This window comes from Pseudomonas sp. NPDC012596, assembly GCF_042902325.1.
Classification (GTDB): Bacteria; Pseudomonadota; Gammaproteobacteria; order Pseudomonadales; family Pseudomonadaceae; genus Aquipseudomonas.
This window is the reverse complement of the sequence record NZ_JBIBEB010000006.1, coordinates 77749-96078: the sequence shown is the minus strand read 5'-3', so window position 1 is coordinate 96078 and position 18330 is coordinate 77749. Positions and strand designations below refer to the sequence as shown.

The 18330-nt window shown below is 61.0% G+C and carries 20 protein-coding genes; 12 read left to right on the top strand and 8 right to left on the bottom strand.

From position 1 onward, the window contains the following. Positions 1 to 70 precede the first annotated feature (70 nt). Entirely contained in the window at positions 71 to 595 is a 525-nt protein-coding gene (locus ACFY68_RS09620; protein WP_346616020.1) for a hypothetical protein, read from the top strand. Between the two features lie 58 nt (positions 596 to 653). Here ACFY68_RS09620 and ACFY68_RS09615 read toward each other — a convergent pair whose 3' ends face one another. From ACFY68_RS09615 to ACFY68_RS09605, 3 genes are all read right to left on the bottom strand, one after another. Then, complete coding sequence (locus tag ACFY68_RS09615; RefSeq protein ID WP_387526087.1) at positions 654 to 1193, bottom strand: type 1 glutamine amidotransferase domain-containing protein; 540 nt, start codon at positions 1191 to 1193, stop codon at positions 654 to 656. A gap of 83 nt (positions 1194 to 1276) precedes the next feature. Then, positions 1277 to 2605: an SDR family oxidoreductase gene (locus tag ACFY68_RS09610; RefSeq protein WP_387526084.1), complete on the bottom strand. Its 1329-nt coding sequence runs from the start codon at positions 2603 to 2605 to the stop codon at positions 1277 to 1279. 47 nt (positions 2606 to 2652) lie between these two features. Next, entirely contained in the window at positions 2653 to 3855 is a 1203-nt protein-coding gene (locus ACFY68_RS09605) for a zinc-dependent alcohol dehydrogenase (protein WP_387526081.1), read from the bottom strand. Positions 3856 to 4032: 177 nt separating this feature from the next. Here ACFY68_RS09605 and ACFY68_RS09600 point away from each other — a divergent pair, with 177 nt between their 5' ends. Further along, the gene (locus tag ACFY68_RS09600; protein ID WP_387526078.1) at positions 4033 to 4239 is read left to right on the top strand and encodes a hypothetical protein; all 207 of its coding nucleotides are present in this window, start codon (positions 4033 to 4035) and stop codon (positions 4237 to 4239) included. 46 nt (positions 4240 to 4285) lie between these two features. Here ACFY68_RS09600 and ACFY68_RS09595 read toward each other — a convergent pair whose 3' ends face one another. After that, entirely contained in the window at positions 4286 to 5467 is a 1182-nt protein-coding gene (locus tag ACFY68_RS09595) for an ATP-binding protein (RefSeq protein WP_387526075.1), read from the bottom strand. Further along, positions 5457 to 6272, bottom strand: coding sequence for an alpha/beta fold hydrolase (locus ACFY68_RS09590; protein ID WP_387526072.1), 816 nt, complete (start codon positions 6270 to 6272; stop codon positions 5457 to 5459). The genes ACFY68_RS09595 and ACFY68_RS09590 overlap by 11 nt, the downstream gene beginning before the upstream one ends. Before the next feature lie 625 nt (positions 6273 to 6897). On the opposite strand from ACFY68_RS09590, the gene ACFY68_RS09585 reads away from it, so the two are divergent. The 3 genes from ACFY68_RS09585 (at position 6898) to ACFY68_RS09575 (ending at position 8559) form a co-directional block, all read left to right on the top strand. After that, positions 6898 to 7338, top strand: coding sequence for a hypothetical protein (locus tag ACFY68_RS09585; RefSeq protein WP_387526069.1), 441 nt, complete (start codon positions 6898 to 6900; stop codon positions 7336 to 7338). A gap of 247 nt (positions 7339 to 7585) precedes the next feature. Further along, positions 7586 to 7825 (top strand): hypothetical protein, encoded by a 240-nt coding sequence (locus ACFY68_RS09580; RefSeq protein WP_387526066.1) that lies wholly within the window; start codon positions 7586 to 7588, stop codon positions 7823 to 7825. Further along, complete coding sequence (locus tag ACFY68_RS09575) at positions 7822 to 8559, top strand: DUF72 domain-containing protein (protein WP_387526493.1); 738 nt, start codon at positions 7822 to 7824, stop codon at positions 8557 to 8559. The genes ACFY68_RS09580 and ACFY68_RS09575 overlap by 4 nt, the downstream gene beginning before the upstream one ends. A 34-nt stretch (positions 8560 to 8593) precedes the next feature. Here the strand turns inward: ACFY68_RS09575 and ACFY68_RS09570 are convergent, their stop codons facing one another. The 3 genes from ACFY68_RS09570 to ACFY68_RS09560 all read right to left on the bottom strand — a co-directional run bounded on the left by ACFY68_RS09570 (position 8594) and on the right by ACFY68_RS09560 (position 11856). Further along, on the bottom strand, positions 8594 to 10381 hold the full coding sequence (locus tag ACFY68_RS09570) for a thiamine pyrophosphate-requiring protein (protein WP_387526063.1): 1788 nt from the start codon (positions 10379 to 10381) through the stop codon (positions 8594 to 8596). 126 nt (positions 10382 to 10507) lie between these two features. Further along, positions 10508 to 11068: a hypothetical protein gene (locus ACFY68_RS09565; RefSeq protein ID WP_387526060.1), complete on the bottom strand. Its 561-nt coding sequence runs from the start codon at positions 11066 to 11068 to the stop codon at positions 10508 to 10510. A gap of 362 nt (positions 11069 to 11430) precedes the next feature. Next, entirely contained in the window at positions 11431 to 11856 is a 426-nt protein-coding gene (locus ACFY68_RS09560) for a potassium channel family protein (RefSeq protein WP_387526057.1), read from the bottom strand. A gap of 144 nt (positions 11857 to 12000) precedes the next feature. Here ACFY68_RS09560 and ACFY68_RS09555 point away from each other — a divergent pair, with 144 nt between their 5' ends. The 7 genes from ACFY68_RS09555 to ACFY68_RS09525 are packed head-to-tail and all read left to right on the top strand — an operon-like array spanning position 12001 to position 18277. Continuing rightward, complete coding sequence (locus ACFY68_RS09555) at positions 12001 to 12678, top strand: thermostable hemolysin (RefSeq protein WP_387526054.1); 678 nt, start codon at positions 12001 to 12003, stop codon at positions 12676 to 12678. Then, entirely contained in the window at positions 12668 to 14131 is a 1464-nt protein-coding gene (locus ACFY68_RS09550) for an AMP-binding protein (protein ID WP_387526051.1), read from the top strand. Before ACFY68_RS09555 ends, ACFY68_RS09550 begins: the two co-directional genes overlap by 11 nt. An 8-nt stretch (positions 14132 to 14139) precedes the next feature. Beyond that, entirely contained in the window at positions 14140 to 14820 is a 681-nt protein-coding gene (locus ACFY68_RS09545; protein ID WP_387526049.1) for a TenA family transcriptional regulator, read from the top strand. Then, positions 14807 to 15613, top strand: a complete 807-nt coding sequence (locus tag ACFY68_RS09540) for an SDR family oxidoreductase (RefSeq protein ID WP_387526046.1) — start codon at positions 14807 to 14809, stop codon at positions 15611 to 15613. The genes ACFY68_RS09545 and ACFY68_RS09540 overlap by 14 nt, the downstream gene beginning before the upstream one ends. Beyond that, positions 15610 to 16251, top strand: a complete 642-nt coding sequence (locus ACFY68_RS09535) for a hypothetical protein (protein ID WP_387526043.1) — start codon at positions 15610 to 15612, stop codon at positions 16249 to 16251. The genes ACFY68_RS09540 and ACFY68_RS09535 overlap by 4 nt, the downstream gene beginning before the upstream one ends. Positions 16252 to 16253: 2 nt before the next feature. Beyond that, positions 16254 to 16916: a response regulator gene (locus ACFY68_RS09530; protein WP_387526040.1), complete on the top strand. Its 663-nt coding sequence runs from the start codon at positions 16254 to 16256 to the stop codon at positions 16914 to 16916. Then, positions 16913 to 18277, top strand: a complete 1365-nt coding sequence (locus ACFY68_RS09525) for an ATP-binding protein (RefSeq protein ID WP_387526037.1) — start codon at positions 16913 to 16915, stop codon at positions 18275 to 18277. The genes ACFY68_RS09530 and ACFY68_RS09525 overlap by 4 nt, the downstream gene beginning before the upstream one ends. Positions 18278 to 18330: the final 53 nt, after the last annotated feature.

The following is an 18330-nucleotide window of genomic DNA, read 5'->3' as shown; positions in this document are numbered from 1 at the left end:
GGGATAGCTCTACCGCTCACGCGTCTCGCGCTTCGCGTGCAAGGCTCGACCCTCAAACTGGAGCATAGAAGTGCCTAGAATCATCACGCCTACCACCCCCGAACATGAGATCGATCAGCAGAATGCAAGGATGTTCGGTACCCCAAAGGAGCGGCTGGATTTCTATCGACGCGAAATCCAGTACGAAACCACCATCCTGGCCAATCGCACCGATGCTTACCTGGCGGCTCAATCATTTCTGGTTATCGCGTTCGTCTCGTCGATGAGCAACCTGAACGACGGCTGGGGCGAGATGTTCACGTTGATAGTGCCGGCGTTCCTCGCACTGCTCGGTGTGCTCAGTTCGCTGAACGCCTGGCCAGGTATTCGCGCGGCCTTTCGGATCATCGAGCACTGGCAGCTCAAGCAAAGCCACTTGCTGCGCAGTGAGCCGATGATGGGCTTGGCGTATGACGAATCGCCTTTGTTTTGTGAAGCGGAAACCTCTCAGGCTGGGCACCGCAAATCGCTGCTGTTTTCCCTGCGCACGCCCTGGATCTTTCTCGGCTTCTGGGTCTTGCTGGGCACCTATTCGGTTTACATACAGCTGGCGTGACCCGCGCCCTCCAGGCGCGCCGAAGCACCTCCGGAGGGCGCGGTGCAGGCCGCTGAAATCAGCCTGCCAGCGCTTTGATCAACTGCTCGTTGAAGGCCGGAATATCGTCTGGTTGGCGGCTGGTGATCAGGTTGCCGTCCACCACCACCTGCTCATCCACCCACTGGCCACCCGCATTGCGTATGTCGTCCTGCAACGTCTTGTAGCTGGTCATCCGCTTGCCCTTGACCAGACCACTGGACACCAGCAGCCAGGCACCGTGGCAGATGACGGCCAACGGCTTGTCGGCCGCAGCATGGCTTTTCACCAGCTTTTGCGCGCCAGGGATGATGCGGATCGTATCGGAGTTCTGCACGCCGCCAGGCAGTACCAAGGCGTCGTAAAGGTCGAGGTCGGCGCTGTCGAACGTTGCATCCACGTCGAACGCGTCGGCGGGTTTGTCATGGTTCCAGCCGCGTACCTTGCCATCCTTCTCGCCCAGGATATCGACCACTGCGCCGCTGTTTTCCAGCGCTTCACGCGGGCCGGTCAGTTCCACCTGCTCGAAGCCATCAGTTACCAGAAAAGCCACGCGCTTGCCGTTAAGTTGTGCACTCATCAGTTATCTCCTCGTACTGTAAGCCCTCAGATAGGGCCGGGCACCGGCAGGCAAAGTTCCTGCGCGATGCTCAGCGGTTCACATCAGCGGCGCCTGCGTTGCGAGCGGGTGATGACCAGCCCCGCAATGATGCCGAGGACTGCCGCGCCCACCAGTAACGGTGTATGGCCTTTGCGGTTTCGCCAGCCGCCGTCCACGCTGCGCCGGCCACTGGGTGGTTCGAAAAGGTTGCCCGAGGAAACCCCTGCAACAGGACTGTGGTGCAAGCCCCAGCGTGTCAGCCATCCCGATATCAGCGGGAGTGCTGGCACCAGGAAGCTGGCCAGGTGGGCGAGGCGCGCGGTTGCGCCGACCGTAGTGTGTGCACGAGGGGAGATGGCGCATGCCACCATGGCCTTGGCCACCATCTCCGGATCGTATACTGGCCCGGGCGGGGTGAGCGCGTGGCCGGTGTAGTTGCCGCCATCCCTGAAGCCCGGCGTGTCCATGACCGCTGGGTAGATGTCGCAGACATGGATGTCGGGGAACTCCGTCAGCTCCCCGCGCAATGCGTCGGTCAGGCCTCGCAGGCCGAATTTGCTTGCCGAGTACGCCGCGGCATAGGGCTGGGCAACCCAGCTGCCCAGTGACAGCGTGTTGATCAGCGTGCCGCTGCGCTGCGCCTTGAAGTAGGGCAGGGCCACATGGGCGCCACGCAGGTAACCGATCAGGTCGGTTTGAATGACCTGTTCATGGGCCTCCAGTGGCGTGTCTTCGAAATTGCCGACCGCGCCGACGCCGGCGTTGTTGACCCAGATATCGATCCGACCATGGCCAAATTCGGCAGCCTGCGCGGCCAGCGCTTGCACCTGGTCGCTGCGGCTGACGTCGGTGGTGATTGCCACGGCGTCCGTGCCGCAATCGGTGCACTCATCCAACACGTCGAACAACGCTTCTTCATCGCGTGCAGCCAGCACCAGGCGCGCACCTTTGCAGGCAAAGGCATGTGCGGCGGCACGGCCTATGCCACTTGAAGCGCCGGTGATGACCACCACTTTGCCCCGCAGCGGGCCCTTTATCGGTGCTGGGCGTGGCGGTTCGGCTGGCTGTGGCGCTTGCTCGACAGCGTCCGCCGCAGGCGCGAGGAGGGCGCTGGGGTCCAGCCTCGAAAGCTCAAGGGCGGTGCCGTCCACCAGCATCAACCTCAGCCCCTCGAGGGTGCCTGCCACCCGGTCCGGGAACACCGGCTCACCTTGCGCATCCAGGCTGTCATAAATGAACGTCGTACCTTCGAGCCAGCCGACCGCCGTCAGCAGTTCGGGCCCGAGGTAATATTTGCCGTCCAGGAAGAAACCGGGAAATTGATGGGCGCGCTCGATGTTCTCCACGCGGTATCGTTCGCCTGGTTTCATGCCTGTCGCTTGATCGATCATGGTCAAACTCCTTTGGATGCATGCCGGGAACTGCTAGCCCCCTGTGCTTACCCGTGATTGGAGCCCAGGGTTCCGGACGCAGCCCCGGGAACCAGGATGACCTTGCGGCAGTTGTCCTGTTTCTGGTCGAACATCTTGTAGCCCATGGCCGCTTCTTCCAGGGCAAGGCGGTGGGTAACGATCATTTCGGGTTGCAGCCGGCCGGCCTCGATATGCTCGAGCAGCTCTGGCAGGTATTTCTGTACGTGGGTCTGGCCCATTTTGAAGGTGAGGCCTTTGTCGAACGCGTCGCCGAACATGAAGGCGTGGACGAAGCCGGCGTACACCCCCGGAACACTGACAACACCGCCCCGGCGCACAGCCGCAATGCTCTGGCGCAAGGCCTTGCCACTGCTGCCCTCGATCTTCAGCGCCGTCAAGACCGTTTCGGCAGTGCTGCCTTTGGCCTCGAAACCCACGGCATCGATGACCGCATCGACGCCACGCCTGCCTGGCGTGTGGCGGATGATGCTGTCGGCAGGGTCGTCATCCTGTTCGAAATTGATCGGGATCACACCGTAGGCGTCCTGGGCGTAGGCCAGGCGGTAGTCCTTGTCATCGACCATGAAGATGGTTTCGGCCCCAAGCATTTGCGCGCACGCGGCACTCAGCAGGCCCACTGGCCCGGCGCCATAAATGGCCACGGATGAACCCTGGCCGATTTCGGCGTTGAGAACTGCCTGCCAGGCGGTCGGCAGGATGTCGGAGAGAAACAGCACCTTGTCATCGGCCAGAGCGGTGGGCACCTTGAACGGGCCGACATTGGCTTTGGGTACCCGAACGTAATCGGCTTGCCCACCAGGGATGCCGCCATACAAGTGGCTATACCCGAACAACGCAGCGCCTGGCGGAATGCCTTTCTTGTTGATGAGCGACCCGCGACCGGTGTTGGTGGTTTCGCAGGCGGCAAACAGGTCGTGCTGGCAGAAGAAACAACTGCCGCAGGCAATGACGAAAGGGATCACCACACGGTCGCCGACCTGCAAACCGGTAACGTCACTGCCCGTGTCCTCGACGATGCCCATGAACTCATGGCCAAAAATATCGCCCGCCTCGGTCTGTGGAATCTTGCCCCGGTAAAGGTGCAGATCCGAGCCGCAAATGGCGGTCGCGGTCACCCTCAGAATGATGTCGTCCGGCGCTTGGATGATGGGGTCTGGGACGGTATCGACCCGGACATCGTTTGCGCCGTGGTAGGTCAATGCTCTCATCGAATCAGCTCCTGCAGCCGTGTGTTTGCATTTGCATTATAGGTATGCAGGGGAATCCATGAGGGACGGCAAAGTTCAGACGAGAAGCTCGATGGTAATTACAAAGAAAATGAACTTCGAATTACTCCGGCCATTCCTACAGGACTAATGCTAAAGAACTGTCTCCTGGGGGTGGCCATGCTGAAGCGCTTTGTGGTGGTTCCTGCTGTCCCTGCTGCAAAAGAATATCTTCCCAGGCGCTTAGGCTTTGCGTGTGCAGTGGAGGCGGGGTTCGATCTTTACGATACCCAGGAGAAAACACGCCTGATTCTTCGGCTGCCTACGCGTGCCGAAGCTGACTGTGAATGTATGAGTCGCAATAATGATGTTGCCGGGAATTCATGAGATCGCCTGGCAGCGCTTCGATGAGCTTACGTGGGTAAACCGTCTATCAACGCTGAATGCTGGTACGGCTGAAACTCACACAGAATGACGTTCCCCTTTCGTTCGTGGAACTGACGACCACATCGCCGCCATGGGCCTTGGCGATTTCCCGAACGATGAAAAGGCCGAGCCCTACGCTTCTCAGGTCAGTGTCCAACTCGCTCACTCGTGTCATCGGCTCAAACAGGTTACCCAGCGAAGATTCGGGTATGGCTGGACCCTCGTTATGAACCGTTAGCAAGGCCATCTCTCCCTCTAGGGAGGAAGTGACCGTTATGGGCTGGCCAAGGTCCCCATAGGCCACACTGTTGGCTACTAGATTCCCAACGAGCTGATGCATCCTGTCAGCGTCGACCTCTGCCAGCCCTGCGCCCACCTGTTCATGGACCAGCCTTGCCTGGGGGAAGGCGACACGCAGCTCGTTTACGCTTCGCTCAATGACCTGGTGCAGGTCAACTGCCCTCGGTGTGATGCCGATGCCACGCCCTACCCTGGCCAATGCGAGGTCCAGAAGGTCTGCGATCATCCGTTGAGCGCGCTCGGAGGACTGACGGATGTGGCCGAGCAATTCTGTATCTCGCGATGAGCGTTCGCCTCGTGCCAGCAGGTCTGTCGCCATCTTGATCGCGGTGAGCGGATTCTTCAGGTCATGGCTTGCGATTGCGACCATTTGCTCCGCAAAAAACGCCCGCTGTTGGGATTTTTCATAGGCGAGGTCGAGCTCCACTTTTGCCTGCTGTAAGGCGGCCTCGGCGCTTGTCTTCTCCCATAACAACTGTTCGGCCCGTTGGCGAGCCTCCACAATCTCGCGTTCATACTTGTCCCGATCAGTCATCCCGAACAGCGCCAGTTCGTAATAAACGCCATCGGCATGCTCGCGCCTCACGCCATTGAGCAGCAGCGTGACTATCTGCTCACTGGCGTTTTTGAGGTCAAGTTTCACCTCCGCAACGGAGCCCTGCATGCGCATGAGGGGCGCCCAGTGGGTCTGATGGAAGATTTTACCGCCCATTGTCAGGAGGTCCTGAAACCGAAGCTGGCCAAGCGCTTCCTGGCTGATGCCCATCCAGATGCTGAAAATGCGATTGCTGCGCAGGATGGTGCCGTCTTCGTCGGTGACGACCAGGCCGCAGGGGGCACCGTCGAAAAGGTCTTCGAACGCGGGAAGTAGCGGCTGATCAATCGACATCTGCGCCTACCCACGGCTGAAGGAAGGCGTCCATTGCTTTGGCACACGCGCCTGGAGCGCTCATGTGCGGGCAATGCCCCACGTTATCTACGAGGTGAAAAACACTATTGGGTAAAGTCGCATGCATGTAATGGCCCACGCCCACCGGCGCGATCAGGTCATCGGAAGATTGCAGGATAAGCGTCGGGGTAGCCAACCCGGCGATGTCTTCGCGGTTATCGGACAGGAAGGTCACGCGTGCAAATTGCTTCGCGATCTGCGGATCTGTGCGGCAAAAGCTATTGGTAAGTTCATCACCCAGGGCCGGCTGCCCGGGTGAGCCCATGATGGTAGGGGCCATCGCGCTCGACCAGCCCAAGTAGTTGCTGTCCAACGTGTGAAGGAGCGAGTGAATGTCTTCGAGCTTGAACCCGCCCACATACCCATCGGAATCGATATAGCACGGCGAGGGCCCAACCATGACATGAGCGGCTATGCGATTCGGGGAAAGGCGGTCGGCCAGTGCGGCGATCATTGCACTCACCGAGTGGCCGACAACGATCACCGGGCCGCTTGCAAACTCATCGATGACGTCGTTCAGGTCGCGGGCGTAACCGGCCAGTGAACCGTATTTTTCGCTTTCATAGGCAGCCAGGTCAGATCTGCCTGCGCCGACCAAGTCATACAACACCACACGGAAGCGGTTGGTGAAGTGCTGGAACAGGTAATGCCACATGGTCTGATCGCAGCCGAAGCCGTGGGAAAAGACCAGCGTCGAAGTGCCTGCGCCATGGACGGTGACGTTGTTCCTGCGTTGAATGTCCATGCATCACTTCTCCGTTCAGCCGAGCGGGTTTGGCTTTAGGGAAGAATAGTGCCGTTGAGGGGATCCAAGGGCAAGGTCTGGCATGCCCCCGGTGCTCGCCACGGTATATTCAGCGCCAGTTAGATCGCGCGCCGGCCGCGCGGCGCATCGCTAAGCGCCTGCCTTGGGATCTTCAGCGCCTTTGAGATCGAGCGCCGCCCGCGCGGCGCATCGCGAAGCGCTTGCCTTGAGATCTTCAGCGCCCATGAGATCGAGCGCCGCCCGCGCGGCGCATCGCGGGCAAGCCCGCTCCTACATTTGTTGCAACGCGCCGTTCCAGTCAGGCCATGGTTGTTCGCCTTGGCGCATGGCTGAAGACAAGTGAGGCGCCAGCAGCGCCAGCCGAAAAAGCTCGTCGAGCCACCAAGGCTAACAACCATGGCCTATCAGGCCATGGCACGTTGCAACAAATGTGGGAGCGGGCTTGCCCGCGATGCGCCGCGCGGGCGGCGCTCGGTTTATGCATCACCGCAAAATCGGCAATTGGGGGCGGAATCTAGTGCAGGCCCTAACATTTCTGCGAGTACCCATTACGAAGGGTTGAACTTAATCTTTAGTGAGTCCCAACCAACAGGAAACTCAAGAGATGAATAATAGAATGCCCCTAACCCCTGCAGTAGATTCGCCAAGCAATGAAACAAGCAATGTGTGTCTTAAAAAAGCTTATGGCCTATCGATGCCGGGAGATATCTTTACTTACAAGGCAGCCGCAACTCTTACTGGCCCTATCGTCCGTAAACATTGGAGCGCCTCGCCCGACGGAACTTTGTTTGATCTGATGATTACAGTGAAGAAGGGTTGGATGTTGGGCCTCCCTACTGGCTATGTCTATACGCTGGCTGAGATGGCTGAGTATATTCAAGTGGGTGACGATTACTATGTGCGTTTGGAAGACGGATCTAAGGTCAAGCACATTGTGACCGAGAAACGATGGGAACAGACTCCCCAGGGATACATGCCGTCATTTTCTCACGCCGTCAACCCCCCTCTTGAAGCTCTCGATTACCTTGAGTTTCTAGACGCTTAACGTCAAGCGTGGCTGGATTCCTTTATGAGGCAATCCAGCCACGCAATAAACTCAAACCCCGCTGAACAGTTATGCGGATCGATTACAAATTCTTGGCACCCCGCCATCTAACTCGCCATGACCCTCCAACGCCTGACCCAGGCTGATCGGCTGCAACCACCCAATCTCCCGACAGACCTATGCAATGGTCGGAACTGCGCTTCAATCCGTCAGTCAGGTTTAGTAGCCCGTAAACCTTGAGGTGACCATGACAACGTACAACATTCACTACCGCTTGGCCGAAGAACCGAAAAGCTACCAGCTGACATTGGAGCAGCACCCACTCAGTCGTCACGAGGCCGCCATGCACCTGATCGTGTTGCACTTTGGTGACAGTGAAAACGGCCTCGTTCTCCCTGCGGCCGACTCATCGCCGAGCGAGATCATGGCTCAAGCCGATTTGCTGGGATTGTCCGAGATAGAGGTTTGCACGGAACCCTCAGAATGATTCATCTTGGTTGCGCGGGCTGGAGCGTGCCACGCCTTCATGCCGGGCACTTTCCCCAGCAAGGGACCCAACTGCAGCGCTACGCGACCCGATTGAACGCAGTCGAAATCAACTCTTCGTTCTATCGCGCTCATCAGCCAAAAACTTATACCCGTTGGGCTGCGTCAGCCCCTGAGCATTTTCGGTTCTCTGTCAAGTTGCCCAAAGCCATCACGCATGAAAAGCGCCTGGTTGGCTGTACCGGCTTGCTTGAGCAATTTCTTCAAGAATGCGGGCATCTGGGCGATCGCCTCGGTTGCCTGTTGGTGCAATTGCCGCCGTCACTGGCATTTGACGTCGACGTTGCCGATCGATTTTTCACCCGCCTGCGTAAACACTATGATGGATGGCTGGCAGTAGAACCACGGCATCCTACCTGGGCGACAGCGCAGTCATTGCTCGTGGACTTGCAAGTGGCTCAAGTGGCGGCCAGCCCTTCGCGGTTCGGCGTGGATGCTCAACCGGGGGGCTGGCAGGGGCTGGTTTACTGGCGCTTGCATGGGGAGCCGCAGATCTATCGCAGCGCCTACGCGCGCGATTACCTGCAGCGCCTGGCTGCTCGGTTGCAGCAGCGCGAGGACGCACAACAACCTGCCTGGTGCATATTCGACAACACCGCAAGCGGTGCGGCCTTGGGCGACGCCCTGGCTACCGATGCCTGGTTGCACGGGCGCGCCGCTGTCTATCCCGCTTGAACTATGAGCGATGACCGGCTCGTCGGGTCGCCCGTCACTTCTTGCCTGGCAGCACCGAGCTGAGTACCTGCTTGGCGGTCTGCACGATGACACCCGCCTGATCCGGGTCGCCCTTGAGCAAGGTGCCGGCAAATTTCTTCGCCTGCTCCAGCTTGATATGAGGTGGCAAAGGCGGCACGTTGGGGTCGGTCTTGAATTCGATCAGTACCGGCCGGTCGGCGCTCAGGGCTCGTTCCCAGGCTGCTGCAACGTCTTCTTCACGGTCTACGTAAATGCCCTGCAGGCCGATGGAGATGGCAAACAGGTGATAGGGGACGTCAGGGATCGTCTGGGATGCCTCGAATTTGGGGTCGCCCTCCATCACACGCTGCTCCCAGGTCACCTGATTGAGGTCCTCGTTGTTGAACACCGCGCAGATCCACCGCGGGTTTTCCCATTGCTGCCAGTACTTGGCCACGGTGATCAGTTCGGCCAGGTTACTCATCTGCATCGCGCCGTCGCCCACCAAGGCGATCACCGGGCGCTGCGGATGGGCGAACTTGGCGGCGATGGCGTACGGCACGGCGGCGCCCATGCAGGCCAGGCCGCCGGACAACGAGCACTGCATGCCCTGGCGAATGTGCAGGTCGCGGGCATACCAGTTGGCGCAGGACCCGGAGTCGCTGGTCACCAGGGCGTTGTCGGGCAGGCGAGGGGACAGCTCGTACACCACGCGCTGCGGGTTGATCGGGTCAGCTTTGACCATGGCGCGTTTGGCCAGGGTCTTGTCCCAGCGTGCCCGCCATCCTTCGACCTTCTTGCGCCAGCGCCGGTCGGTTTTGGGCTCGAGCAGTGGCAGCAATGCGCGCAAGGTCTCCCCGGCATCCCCTACCAGGTTTACCTCCATCGGGTACCGCAGGCTGAGCATGTCCGGCTGCAAGTCGATCTGCACGCCGCGCGCCTGGCCTTCCTTGGGCATGAACTCGGCGTAGGGGAACCCTGAGCCGATCATCAGCAGGGTGTCGCACTCCGCCATCAACTGGTAGCTCGGTTCGGTGCCGAGCAAACCGATGGCGCCGGTCACCCATGGCAGGTCATCGGGCAGGGCGGCTTTGCCGAGTAGCGCCTTGGCCACACCTGCGCCCAGTGTTTCGGCAATTTCGATGACCTGCTCGGTGGCCTGCAAGGCACCTGCACCCACCAGAATGGCCACTTTGCGCCCGGCGTTGAGCACATCGGCGGCGCGTTGCAGGTCGCGCTCGTAGGGCACCACCTTGGGCTTGCTGTAGCCAATGCCGGAATGCACGGTGCCGTGCTCGCGGGCCGGTTCCTGGTAGGGCAGGTCCTGCAGGTCATTGGGCAGGATCACCGCCGTCACCCGTCGCTCGCCGACGGCAGTGCGCACGGCCCGGTCAAGCAAGTGTCGGACCTGCGAGGGGGTGGAGGCCTGTTGCACGAAGGCACCGGCCACATCCTTGAACATAGACAGCAGGTCCAGTTCCTGCTGATAGTGGCCGCCCAACGCCGCCCGGGCTTGTTGGCCGACGATGGCCAGCACTGGCATGTGGTCCATGCGGGCATCATACAAACCGGTAAGCAGGTGCGAGGCCCCAGGCCCGGAGGTGGCGATGCACACACCCAGTTCCCCGGTGAACTTGGCGTGGGCGCAGGCCATGAATGCTGCCATTTCCTCGTGGCGGGCCTGGATGAATTCGATCTTGCCGTTGGCCCGGGCCAGTGCGCCAAAAACACCGTTGATGCCGTCGCCGGGGTAGCCAAAGATGCGCCGCACCCCCCATTGATACAAGCGTTCAACCAGAAAGTCGCCTACCGTGCCTGTCATTGCCTGCTCCCGTTCATTGATCGATAGGGGTCTGGACTTGGCGCGGTTTGCGAAAGTTTCAACGGATACGCTTGCTCCGGCGCATCAGCCGCCGGCCCAAGCAGTACCGTGGTGCGAGCGAATTGACTAGCCGGCCAGTGAGACAACCAAGTCAAACGCTGTAATGGGGACGTATGCCAAGGCGATAAGTGCATAGCGCTCGCGGGACTTGGCGACAAACGCGCAGAGCGCAAGGGCAATCATGATCGCGTCCAATACGCCCCATAGCGCTATCGGAGATGCCTTGAAAAAGCTCACGTTTACGACAAGGCCGAGGAACAGATAAGCGGAAAGGAACAACAGCGCATAACGGCCATCCTGTTCAAAGTAGACCTGAAGGCCATTCTGCTCATCCTCACTGCGACTGGGGAGCAACAGCGCCGAAGAGACAAAAAGCGACAGCGCCAACAGCACGAGCAGGAGAAACTCCAGGAATGTGAACGTCACTTTTATCGCCGGCAGTGCGTTTACAGCCCACCAGAAGTCGAGCTGCGTCGTGAACAGGATCCCCGCCCAGGCTAGCGGCACCCAGTCGGGCTTTGCTACGCGGCGGATGCGGAATACCGTCAATACGCCCAGCAGCAGCCGAGTGACCGAGAGCCCCAGTATCATCGAGAGTATCGTGGCAACGATCGGAAAGTTGCTCATGGGAGGCCCAGGCGTTGGATATGCTGGTTTTAGCACACCTTCCGCCAGCAGGCCTGTTACACCGCGCCCTTTTCTCCAGCAGTTTGCCTTTCAGCTCCTGTTGCGTGTTGCCGGTGGCGTTGCCCACGGCCTGCTTTACTTCGGCCACAGCCTCGTTAGCCATGCCTTCACAGGTATTCGTCGTGCTGGAAAAGACGGGCCGTATCGGCCTCCGTGGCATCGGCTGTTCTTGGGGTGGCTAGTACAGCGTGCGCCGAAAAAGCGTAGAAGTCTTGTTCGGCGTCAAAACCGTGGCGAGATGCGGTCGCCGTTGGTCACCCCGTTTGATAGTTGCCAATTGCCGGGCTGATAGGCCAACGCCACTACTGGGTTTTCCAATACTTCTGCATTTCCAGAAACAGAAACGAGGCCGTCCAGGTGATCATCACCAGACCTGTCAGCGCCTGCAGGCCTGTGAGGTATTTGAGGTCACCACTGGGCGCGATATCGCCAAATCCGATGGTGGTGTAGGTGGTGAATGAGAAGTACACGCAGTCCATGAATGTGCCGTCGAAGTTGCCGCTCAGCGTGCCCCAGCCTGTGGCATTGGCCATCAGGTAGTAAGCCAGGGCAAAGCACCAGACTTCCAGTGCGTGGGCCACCAAAGCGCCGAACACCCCAATGACGATGCGAAACCGGCTCCACAGCTTGAGCCGCGGTAGCCAGTCGTTCAGGCGCAGCAGGCATTCGTAATGGATCACCACCACCAGCATCACGACCAGTGCGTTGATCAGCGTGACGGTAAACATCGACGGCTCCCCTGAGGCCCTGATAGAAGTTTGGCCGATAAATGCCAGCGTGTCGGTTTTTGGCTTGAACAGCACTGGGCCTTCAGATTCCCTTCAGATTGACCACTGATACTCACCCCATCACGCCCAAGCGGGGGGAGTTTCATGACCCAGTTTCAGTGGAGCAGCCTGCTCCCATTGGCTATCGGCAGCCACGTTGACCATCACGCCCACTTGTCGCTGCATCTGCACAAGGACCCTGGGCGCGATGAACTTGAGCACTTCATTCATCAGTGTTTTGCCAGCGTGCATCACGCCGATGTGCACCACTACCTGCCAGAACTGCTGGCGCTGCACGACAGCCATGGCCGACTGATTGCTGCCGCAGGCATGCGCCCTGCCAGCAGCGGGCCGCTGTTTCTCGAGCATTATCTGGACGAGCCGCTGGAAGCTGCAGTATCACGCGTAGCGGGGTGCACCCTGGAGCGTGAGTGCATGGTCGAAGTCGGCAACCTGGCCTCGCTGAGTGCCGGGAGCGCGCGGATCATGATCATAGCGGTCACCTGGTTGCTGGCCACACGTGGCCTGAAGTGGGTGGCGTTCACCGGCGCGGCCACACTGATCAACAGTTTCCAGCGGCTGGGGTTGGTGCCATCGGTACTGGCGTGCGCCGACCCGGCCCGGCTGAATGGGCAGGTGGACCAATGGGGCACCTACTACGCGCAACATCCGCAAGTCTTTGCCGGCCACATCGGTCATGGCTTCGATGCCTTGAGCAAGGCTGGGGTGTTCCAGCGCCTGGGGTTGCCAACGGCCTTTCAGGAGACGGGCCATGCCGCATGAACTGGAGCGCTTCCATCAGCTTCTGACCAGGTTTGCCCGCGATCACGCGGACGCGATTGCCGTGCAAGGGGCGACCGAACGCTTCACCTTCAGGCAGCTGCTGGCCGAAGTGGGCCTGCGCACCCACAGCTTGCGTAGCCGCTCGCCAGGCCCGCTGGTACTGGCTTTGGATAATGGCCCGCAGGTGCTGTTCTGGGACTTGGCGGCGCTGTTTGCCGAGCGTCCTTGTGTGATCGTGCCGTCGTTCTTCAGTACTGCCCAGTTCAGCCATTGCATCAAGCAGAGCGGTGCCAGGCATGTACTGTGCGACCCGCAATGGCACGGGACTCTCGCCGAACTCGGGTTTGCCCAGCAAAACGGCTTCTGGGCTCGCAACGCAGAGCCCGCTGCGGCGTTGCCTGCCGGTACCGCCAAGATCACCTACACCTCCGGCAGCACCGGCAAGCCCAAGGGCGTGTGCCTGTCTGCCGAAGCCCTGTTGCGTGTCGCCCGGGAACTGGAAGTGGCCAGCCGGCCCAGTGCACCTCAGCGTTACATTGCGGTGCTGCCGTTTGGTGTGCTGTTGGAGAACCTTGGCGTGTACGCCGCATTGATGGCCGGGGCGAGTGTGCTGCTGTATTCCCAGGCGCAACTGGGCATGGGCGGTGCCAGCCAAGTCGATTTCCAGCGCTTGCTGGGGGCCATCGCCCTGAGCGGCGCGCAGAGCCTGATTCTGGTGCCACAGCTGTTGCTGGGGCTGATTACGGCTATCGAGCGCGGGCTGATGCGGGTGGGGGCGCTGCGGTTCGTTGCAGTCGGTGGTGCGCGGGTGGCGCCCAGCCTGCTGGCCCGTGCCGAAGCTATCGGCCTGCCGGTATTCGAGGGCTATGGATTGTCCGAGTGCGCGTCGGTGGTGGCCTTGAACCGGCCTGGCGCAACCCGTCGAGGCAGTGTCGGCAAACCGCTGCCCCATGTGCAGGTGCGTATCGCCGAAGACGGCGAGGTGCTGGTGGCGGGCTCGGTGTTGCTCGGCTACCTGGAAGAGCCCGCGGTGTGCGATAGCTGGTGGGCCACGGGCGACCTCGGGCATTTTGACGAGGCGGGCTACCTGTACCTCGATGGTCGCAAGAAGCACCAGTTCATCACCAGCTTCGGGCGTAACGTCAACCCGGAATGGGTGGAGGCCGAACTGACCCAGAGCGGGGTAATCGCCCAGGCGTTCGTCCAGGGCGAAGCCCTGCCAAAGAACCTGGCGTTGCTTTGGCCGTTGGACCCAACCACTTCAGACACCCTTATCGACCAGGCGGTGCAGCAGTGCAATGCCGTACTGCCGGATTACGCCAGGGTACATGCCTGGCGGCGGCTGCCGTGCCCATTGTCCAGTACCGACAACACATTGACCGCCAATGGTCGCCCACGACGTGAGGCCATCCTGCGTCGTTACCACGCCTTGTTATCCGCCATCCCGCTGTGAGGCCTGCCATGTCCTTTTTCGATACCCTGCAAATACACACCACTCAGGAGCGTCAAGCCCTGTTCGCCGTGCCGGTCATACGCGATGCATTGGCGGGGCACGTCAGCCTCGACAGCTATGTGGCCTTCCTGACCCAGGCCTACCACCATGTCCGCCACACCGTGCCGCTGATGATGGCGTGCGGTGCGCGCCTGCCCTCGCGCCTGGAATGGCTGCGCGGCGCTGTGTGCGAGTACATCGAGGAGGAGTACGGCCACGAGCAGTGGGTCCTCAATGACATCACCGCCTGCGGTGGCGACTGGGAAGCGGTACGGGACGGCCGGCCGGCGCTGCCGATCGAGCTGATGGTCGCCTACCTCTACGACTTGATCGCCCGAGGCAACCCTGTCGGGCTGTTTGGCATGGTCAATGTGCTCGAAGGCACCAGCATTGCCCTGGCCACCCAGGCCGCCGGCATGATCCAGCGCACACTGGCGTTGCCGGATAAAGCCTTCAGCTATCTCAGCTCCCACGGCGCGCTGGACCAGGAGCATATGGTCACCTACAGGCAACTGATGGACCGCCTTGAGGATGCTGACGACCAGCGGGCTGTGATCAATGCGGCCAAAGTGGTTTATCGCCTTTATACCGACATGTTCCAGGGGCTGCCGCATGCGGGCTTGCAAGAGGTGCGTCATGCGCTTGCCTGAGTGTGCAGTGATACTCACCGGCGCCAGCGGGGGTATCGGCCTGGAACTGGCCGAACAGCTGTGTGCAGCTGGTGCCCGGGTGCTGGCAGTGAGCCGGCAGATGGGCAAGCTCGCCGACCTGATGAACCGTTACCCGGGCAGGCTGCTCTGGCAGTCGGCCGACTTGCGCCAACACGAGGGGCGTGAGCAGGTGCTTGCCCGTGCCCGGGAGATGGGTGGGGTCAACGTGCTGATCAACGCCGCGGGCGTGAACCGTTTTGCCCTGTTCGACCAGATCGACGCGCAGGCGCTGGACGAACTGCTGGACATCAACCTCAAGGCCGCCCTGCAACTGACCCGTGTCTGCCTGCCGCTGCTGCGCGCACAACCCCGTGCGATGGTAGTCAACGTCGGCTCCACCTACGGCTCGATCGGTTACCCCGGCTATGCCACCTACTGCGCCAGCAAATTTGCCCTGCGTGGCTTCTCGCAGGCGCTGCGGCGCGAGCTGGCCGATACCTCGGTGAGTGTCATGTACGCAGCCCCCCGGGCGACCCGCACCGCTATGAACAGCACCGCCGCCACAGCGCTCAACCAGGCGCTGAAGGTTGGCATGGACGACCCGGCCGATGTGGCCCGCGCTGTGCTCAAGGCCGTGCAATCAGAGCGCAACGAGCTCTACCTGGGCTGGCCGGAAAAGCTCTTCGTGCGCATCAACGGCATGCTGCCCGGGGTGGTTGACCGTGCCTTGCGCAAGCAACTGCCGGTGATCCGCCGTTACATCACTAGCCATTCCAAGGAGTCGAGCAAATGAAACGTCTTTTCATCGCTGGCCTGCTGGCATTTGCACCGCTCACCTGGGCGCTGGACCAGGCCGGCAGCCAACAATTGGCTAACGTGCAGCAGCGCTGGGCGCAGATTCAGTACCAGACCCCCAAGGACAAGCGGGCCGATGCGTTCGAGAAACTGGCCGCCGACGCCGCCACGCTGGTTCATCAGCACCCGGGCTCGGCCGAACCCTTGATCTGGGATGGCATCGTCAACAGCAGCTGGGCGGGTGCCATCGGCGGCTTGGGGGCGCTGGGCAAGGTCAAGTCGGCGAAGGCCAGCCTGGAAGCAGCGATGAAACTGGACCCCAATGCCCTGCAGGGCTCGGCTTACACCAGCCTGGGCACTTTGTATGACCAGGTGCCTGGCTGGCCCATCGGCTTCGGCGACAGCGGCAAGGCCGATACATTGTTGCGCAAGGCGCTGCAAATCAACCCCGATGGTATCGACAGCAATTACTTCTGGGCCGACCACCTCTACCGGCAAAAACGCTACGCTGAAGCCACCGCCGCCCTGGACAAAGCGCGCAAGGCGCCTCCACGACCAGGCCGCGAGTTGGCCGACCAAGGCCGGCGTGGCGACATCGATGCTTTACTCAAGGCCATCAAGGACAAACAGGACTGAACATGCGGCTGCTGCTGGTTGAGGATGATACCGCGCTGGGCGAGGGGATCTGTGACGGCTTGCGCCAGGAGGGCTACACCCTCGACTGGTTGCGTGATGGCCTGAGCGGGCTGCACGCGCTGCAACACGAAGTATTCGACCTGGTGATCCTTGACCTCGGGCTGCCGCGGTTGGGTGGTATCGAGTTGCTGCGACAGGTGAGGGCAGTGGGCAACAGCCTGCCGGTACTGATCCTCACCGCGCGCGATGCTACCGAAGACCGTATCGCTGGCCTGGATGCCGGTGCCGACGATTACCTGGTCAAGCCCTTCGACCTCAACGAGCTCAAGGCCCGGCTGCGCGCCTTGCTCAGGCGCAGCGCGGGGCGGGCCAAAGTGCTCATCGAACACGCAGGTGTAAGCCTTGACCCTGCCACTCAGCAGGTGCACTACAACGGTGTGCCCGTGATACTGACGCCCAAGGAGTACCGACTGCTGCACGAACTGCTGGCGCAACCGGGCAAGGTATTCACCCGTGAGCGGCTGACCCAATTGCTGTATGGCTGGGACGAGGAGCCGGAGAGCAACACGCTGGAAGTGAACATCTATCAACTGCGCAAGAAGCTGTTCAACGGCTTGATCCGCACGGTACGCGGGATCGGCTATCTGGTCGAGGGCAAGGCATGAGCTCGCTGCGCCAGCGCACGCTGTGGCGGGTGATACTGCTGATGCTGCTCGGCACCGGCTTGTTGGCGCTGTACAACTATCGCGATAGCCGGCACGAGATCAATGAAGTCTACGATGCCCACATGGCTCAGAATGCCCGGCTGTTGCAAGGGGTGATGAACCTGCCCGTGCAGGAAAGCAACCGCGAAAGCCTTTACCGGGCGTTCAACGAGGCGCTGGGCAAGGCCGGGCGCCATCGTGTGGGCCACCCCTATGAAAGCAAACTGGCATTCCAGGTGTGGGGTGATGGAGCACGGCTGCTGGTGCACACTGCCAGTGCGCCGACACTCGACCCACCACCCACCGCACCTGGCTTTTACGATTTTGTCAGCGGTGACGAACAATGGCGCGGCTTTGTTCTACCGGTGCCGGAAAAACAGTGGGTGATCTGGGTGGGTGAGCGCGACGATGTGCGTTACGACCTGATCGACCGCATCGTACGCCATACCCTGTTGCCGTTTCTGCTCGGCAGCCTGGGCTTGGCGCTGCTGGTCTGGGCGGCGATTGGCTGGGGGTTGCGGCCGTTGCAGAACATGGCCGATGTGATTCGTGCCCGCCATGCCGACTCCCTCGAGCCCCTGCAACTGGTGCCGTTGCCGAACGAACTCGAGCCCATGCAGGCTGCCATCAACCGCCTACTGGCGCAGATCGAGGACCTGCTGCGGCGTGAGCATCGGTTCATTGCCGACGCGGCCCATGAGATGCGTACCCCGCTGGCGATCCTGCGCCTGCATGCGCAAAACGCACAGGCCGCCGGTACCGATGCCGAGCGCCAGAAAGCCCTGGGCTTTCTGATAGGCGGCGTGGACCGGTTGACCCGGGTGGTCAACCAGTTGCTGACCCTTGCTCGCGTCGAGCCGCGCCTCGGCCAGCGCGCCACCACCCTTGTCGACCTTGGCGCGGTGGTCACCGATGTGCTGGCGGAGCTCACACCCTGGATACTGGATCGCGGCCTCGAACCTTCGCTGGAGATCGGCGAGGGTGACACTGGCCTGATGATCGATGCCGGAGCGCTGGGCATCGCCTTGCAGAACCTGGTTTCCAATGCGGTGGAGCATTCACCGCCTGGCGGGCGCATCACGGTATCACTCAGGCGGCTGGTCAATCGCTTTGAACTGGTTGTCGAAGATGAGGGGCCGGGTATAGACCAGGCAAATCTCGTGCGGGTATTCGAGCGCTTCTACAGCCGCAATAGCCCCAATGGGGCAGGGCTAGGTTTATCCATCGTGGCCACTATCGTCGAGCGGCTGGGTGGGCAGGTGCGCCTGGAAAACAGGGCCACGGGTGGGCTGGCCGCCGTCGTGGCGCTGCCTTTACAGTGAGCTACCGGTACTCTCCCAAAGCCCTCTAAGAGGTGCTGCTCAGCAGCCAGAAT

Excerpts from the sequence above, each read along its gene's own strand:
- ACFY68_RS09535 (WP_387526043.1), top strand. The coding sequence starts at position 15,610 with ATGAAACGTCTTTTCATCGCTGGCCTGCTGGCATTTGCACCGCTCACC.
- ACFY68_RS09540 (WP_387526046.1), top strand. The coding sequence starts at position 14,807 with ATGCGCTTGCCTGAGTGTGCAGTGATACTCACCGGCGCCAGCGGGGGT.
- ACFY68_RS09610 (WP_387526084.1), bottom strand. The coding sequence starts at position 2,605 with ATGATCGATCAAGCGACAGGCATGAAACCAGGCGAACGATACCGCGTG.
- ACFY68_RS09525 (WP_387526037.1), top strand. The coding sequence starts at position 16,913 with ATGAGCTCGCTGCGCCAGCGCACGCTGTGGCGGGTGATACTGCTGATG.
- ACFY68_RS09605 (WP_387526081.1), bottom strand. The coding sequence starts at position 3,855 with ATGAGAGCATTGACCTACCACGGCGCAAACGATGTCCGGGTCGATACC.
- ACFY68_RS09575 (WP_387526493.1), top strand. The coding sequence starts at position 7,822 with ATGATTCATCTTGGTTGCGCGGGCTGGAGCGTGCCACGCCTTCATGCC.
- ACFY68_RS09600 (WP_387526078.1), top strand. The coding sequence starts at position 4,033 with ATGCTGAAGCGCTTTGTGGTGGTTCCTGCTGTCCCTGCTGCAAAAGAA.
- ACFY68_RS09545 (WP_387526049.1), top strand. The coding sequence starts at position 14,140 with ATGTCCTTTTTCGATACCCTGCAAATACACACCACTCAGGAGCGTCAA.
- ACFY68_RS09530 (WP_387526040.1), top strand. The coding sequence starts at position 16,254 with ATGCGGCTGCTGCTGGTTGAGGATGATACCGCGCTGGGCGAGGGGATC.
- ACFY68_RS09615 (WP_387526087.1), bottom strand. The coding sequence starts at position 1,193 with ATGAGTGCACAACTTAACGGCAAGCGCGTGGCTTTTCTGGTAACTGAT.
- ACFY68_RS09590 (WP_387526072.1), bottom strand. The coding sequence starts at position 6,272 with ATGGACATTCAACGCAGGAACAACGTCACCGTCCATGGCGCAGGCACT.
- ACFY68_RS09560 (WP_387526057.1), bottom strand. The coding sequence starts at position 11,856 with ATGTTTACCGTCACGCTGATCAACGCACTGGTCGTGATGCTGGTGGTG.
- ACFY68_RS09595 (WP_387526075.1), bottom strand. The coding sequence starts at position 5,467 with ATGTCGATTGATCAGCCGCTACTTCCCGCGTTCGAAGACCTTTTCGAC.
- ACFY68_RS09580 (WP_387526066.1), top strand. The coding sequence starts at position 7,586 with ATGACAACGTACAACATTCACTACCGCTTGGCCGAAGAACCGAAAAGC.
- ACFY68_RS09570 (WP_387526063.1), bottom strand. The coding sequence starts at position 10,381 with ATGACAGGCACGGTAGGCGACTTTCTGGTTGAACGCTTGTATCAATGG.
- ACFY68_RS09565 (WP_387526060.1), bottom strand. The coding sequence starts at position 11,068 with ATGAGCAACTTTCCGATCGTTGCCACGATACTCTCGATGATACTGGGG.
- ACFY68_RS09585 (WP_387526069.1), top strand. The coding sequence starts at position 6,898 with ATGAATAATAGAATGCCCCTAACCCCTGCAGTAGATTCGCCAAGCAAT.
- ACFY68_RS09555 (WP_387526054.1), top strand. The coding sequence starts at position 12,001 with ATGACCCAGTTTCAGTGGAGCAGCCTGCTCCCATTGGCTATCGGCAGC.
- ACFY68_RS09550 (WP_387526051.1), top strand. The coding sequence starts at position 12,668 with ATGCCGCATGAACTGGAGCGCTTCCATCAGCTTCTGACCAGGTTTGCC.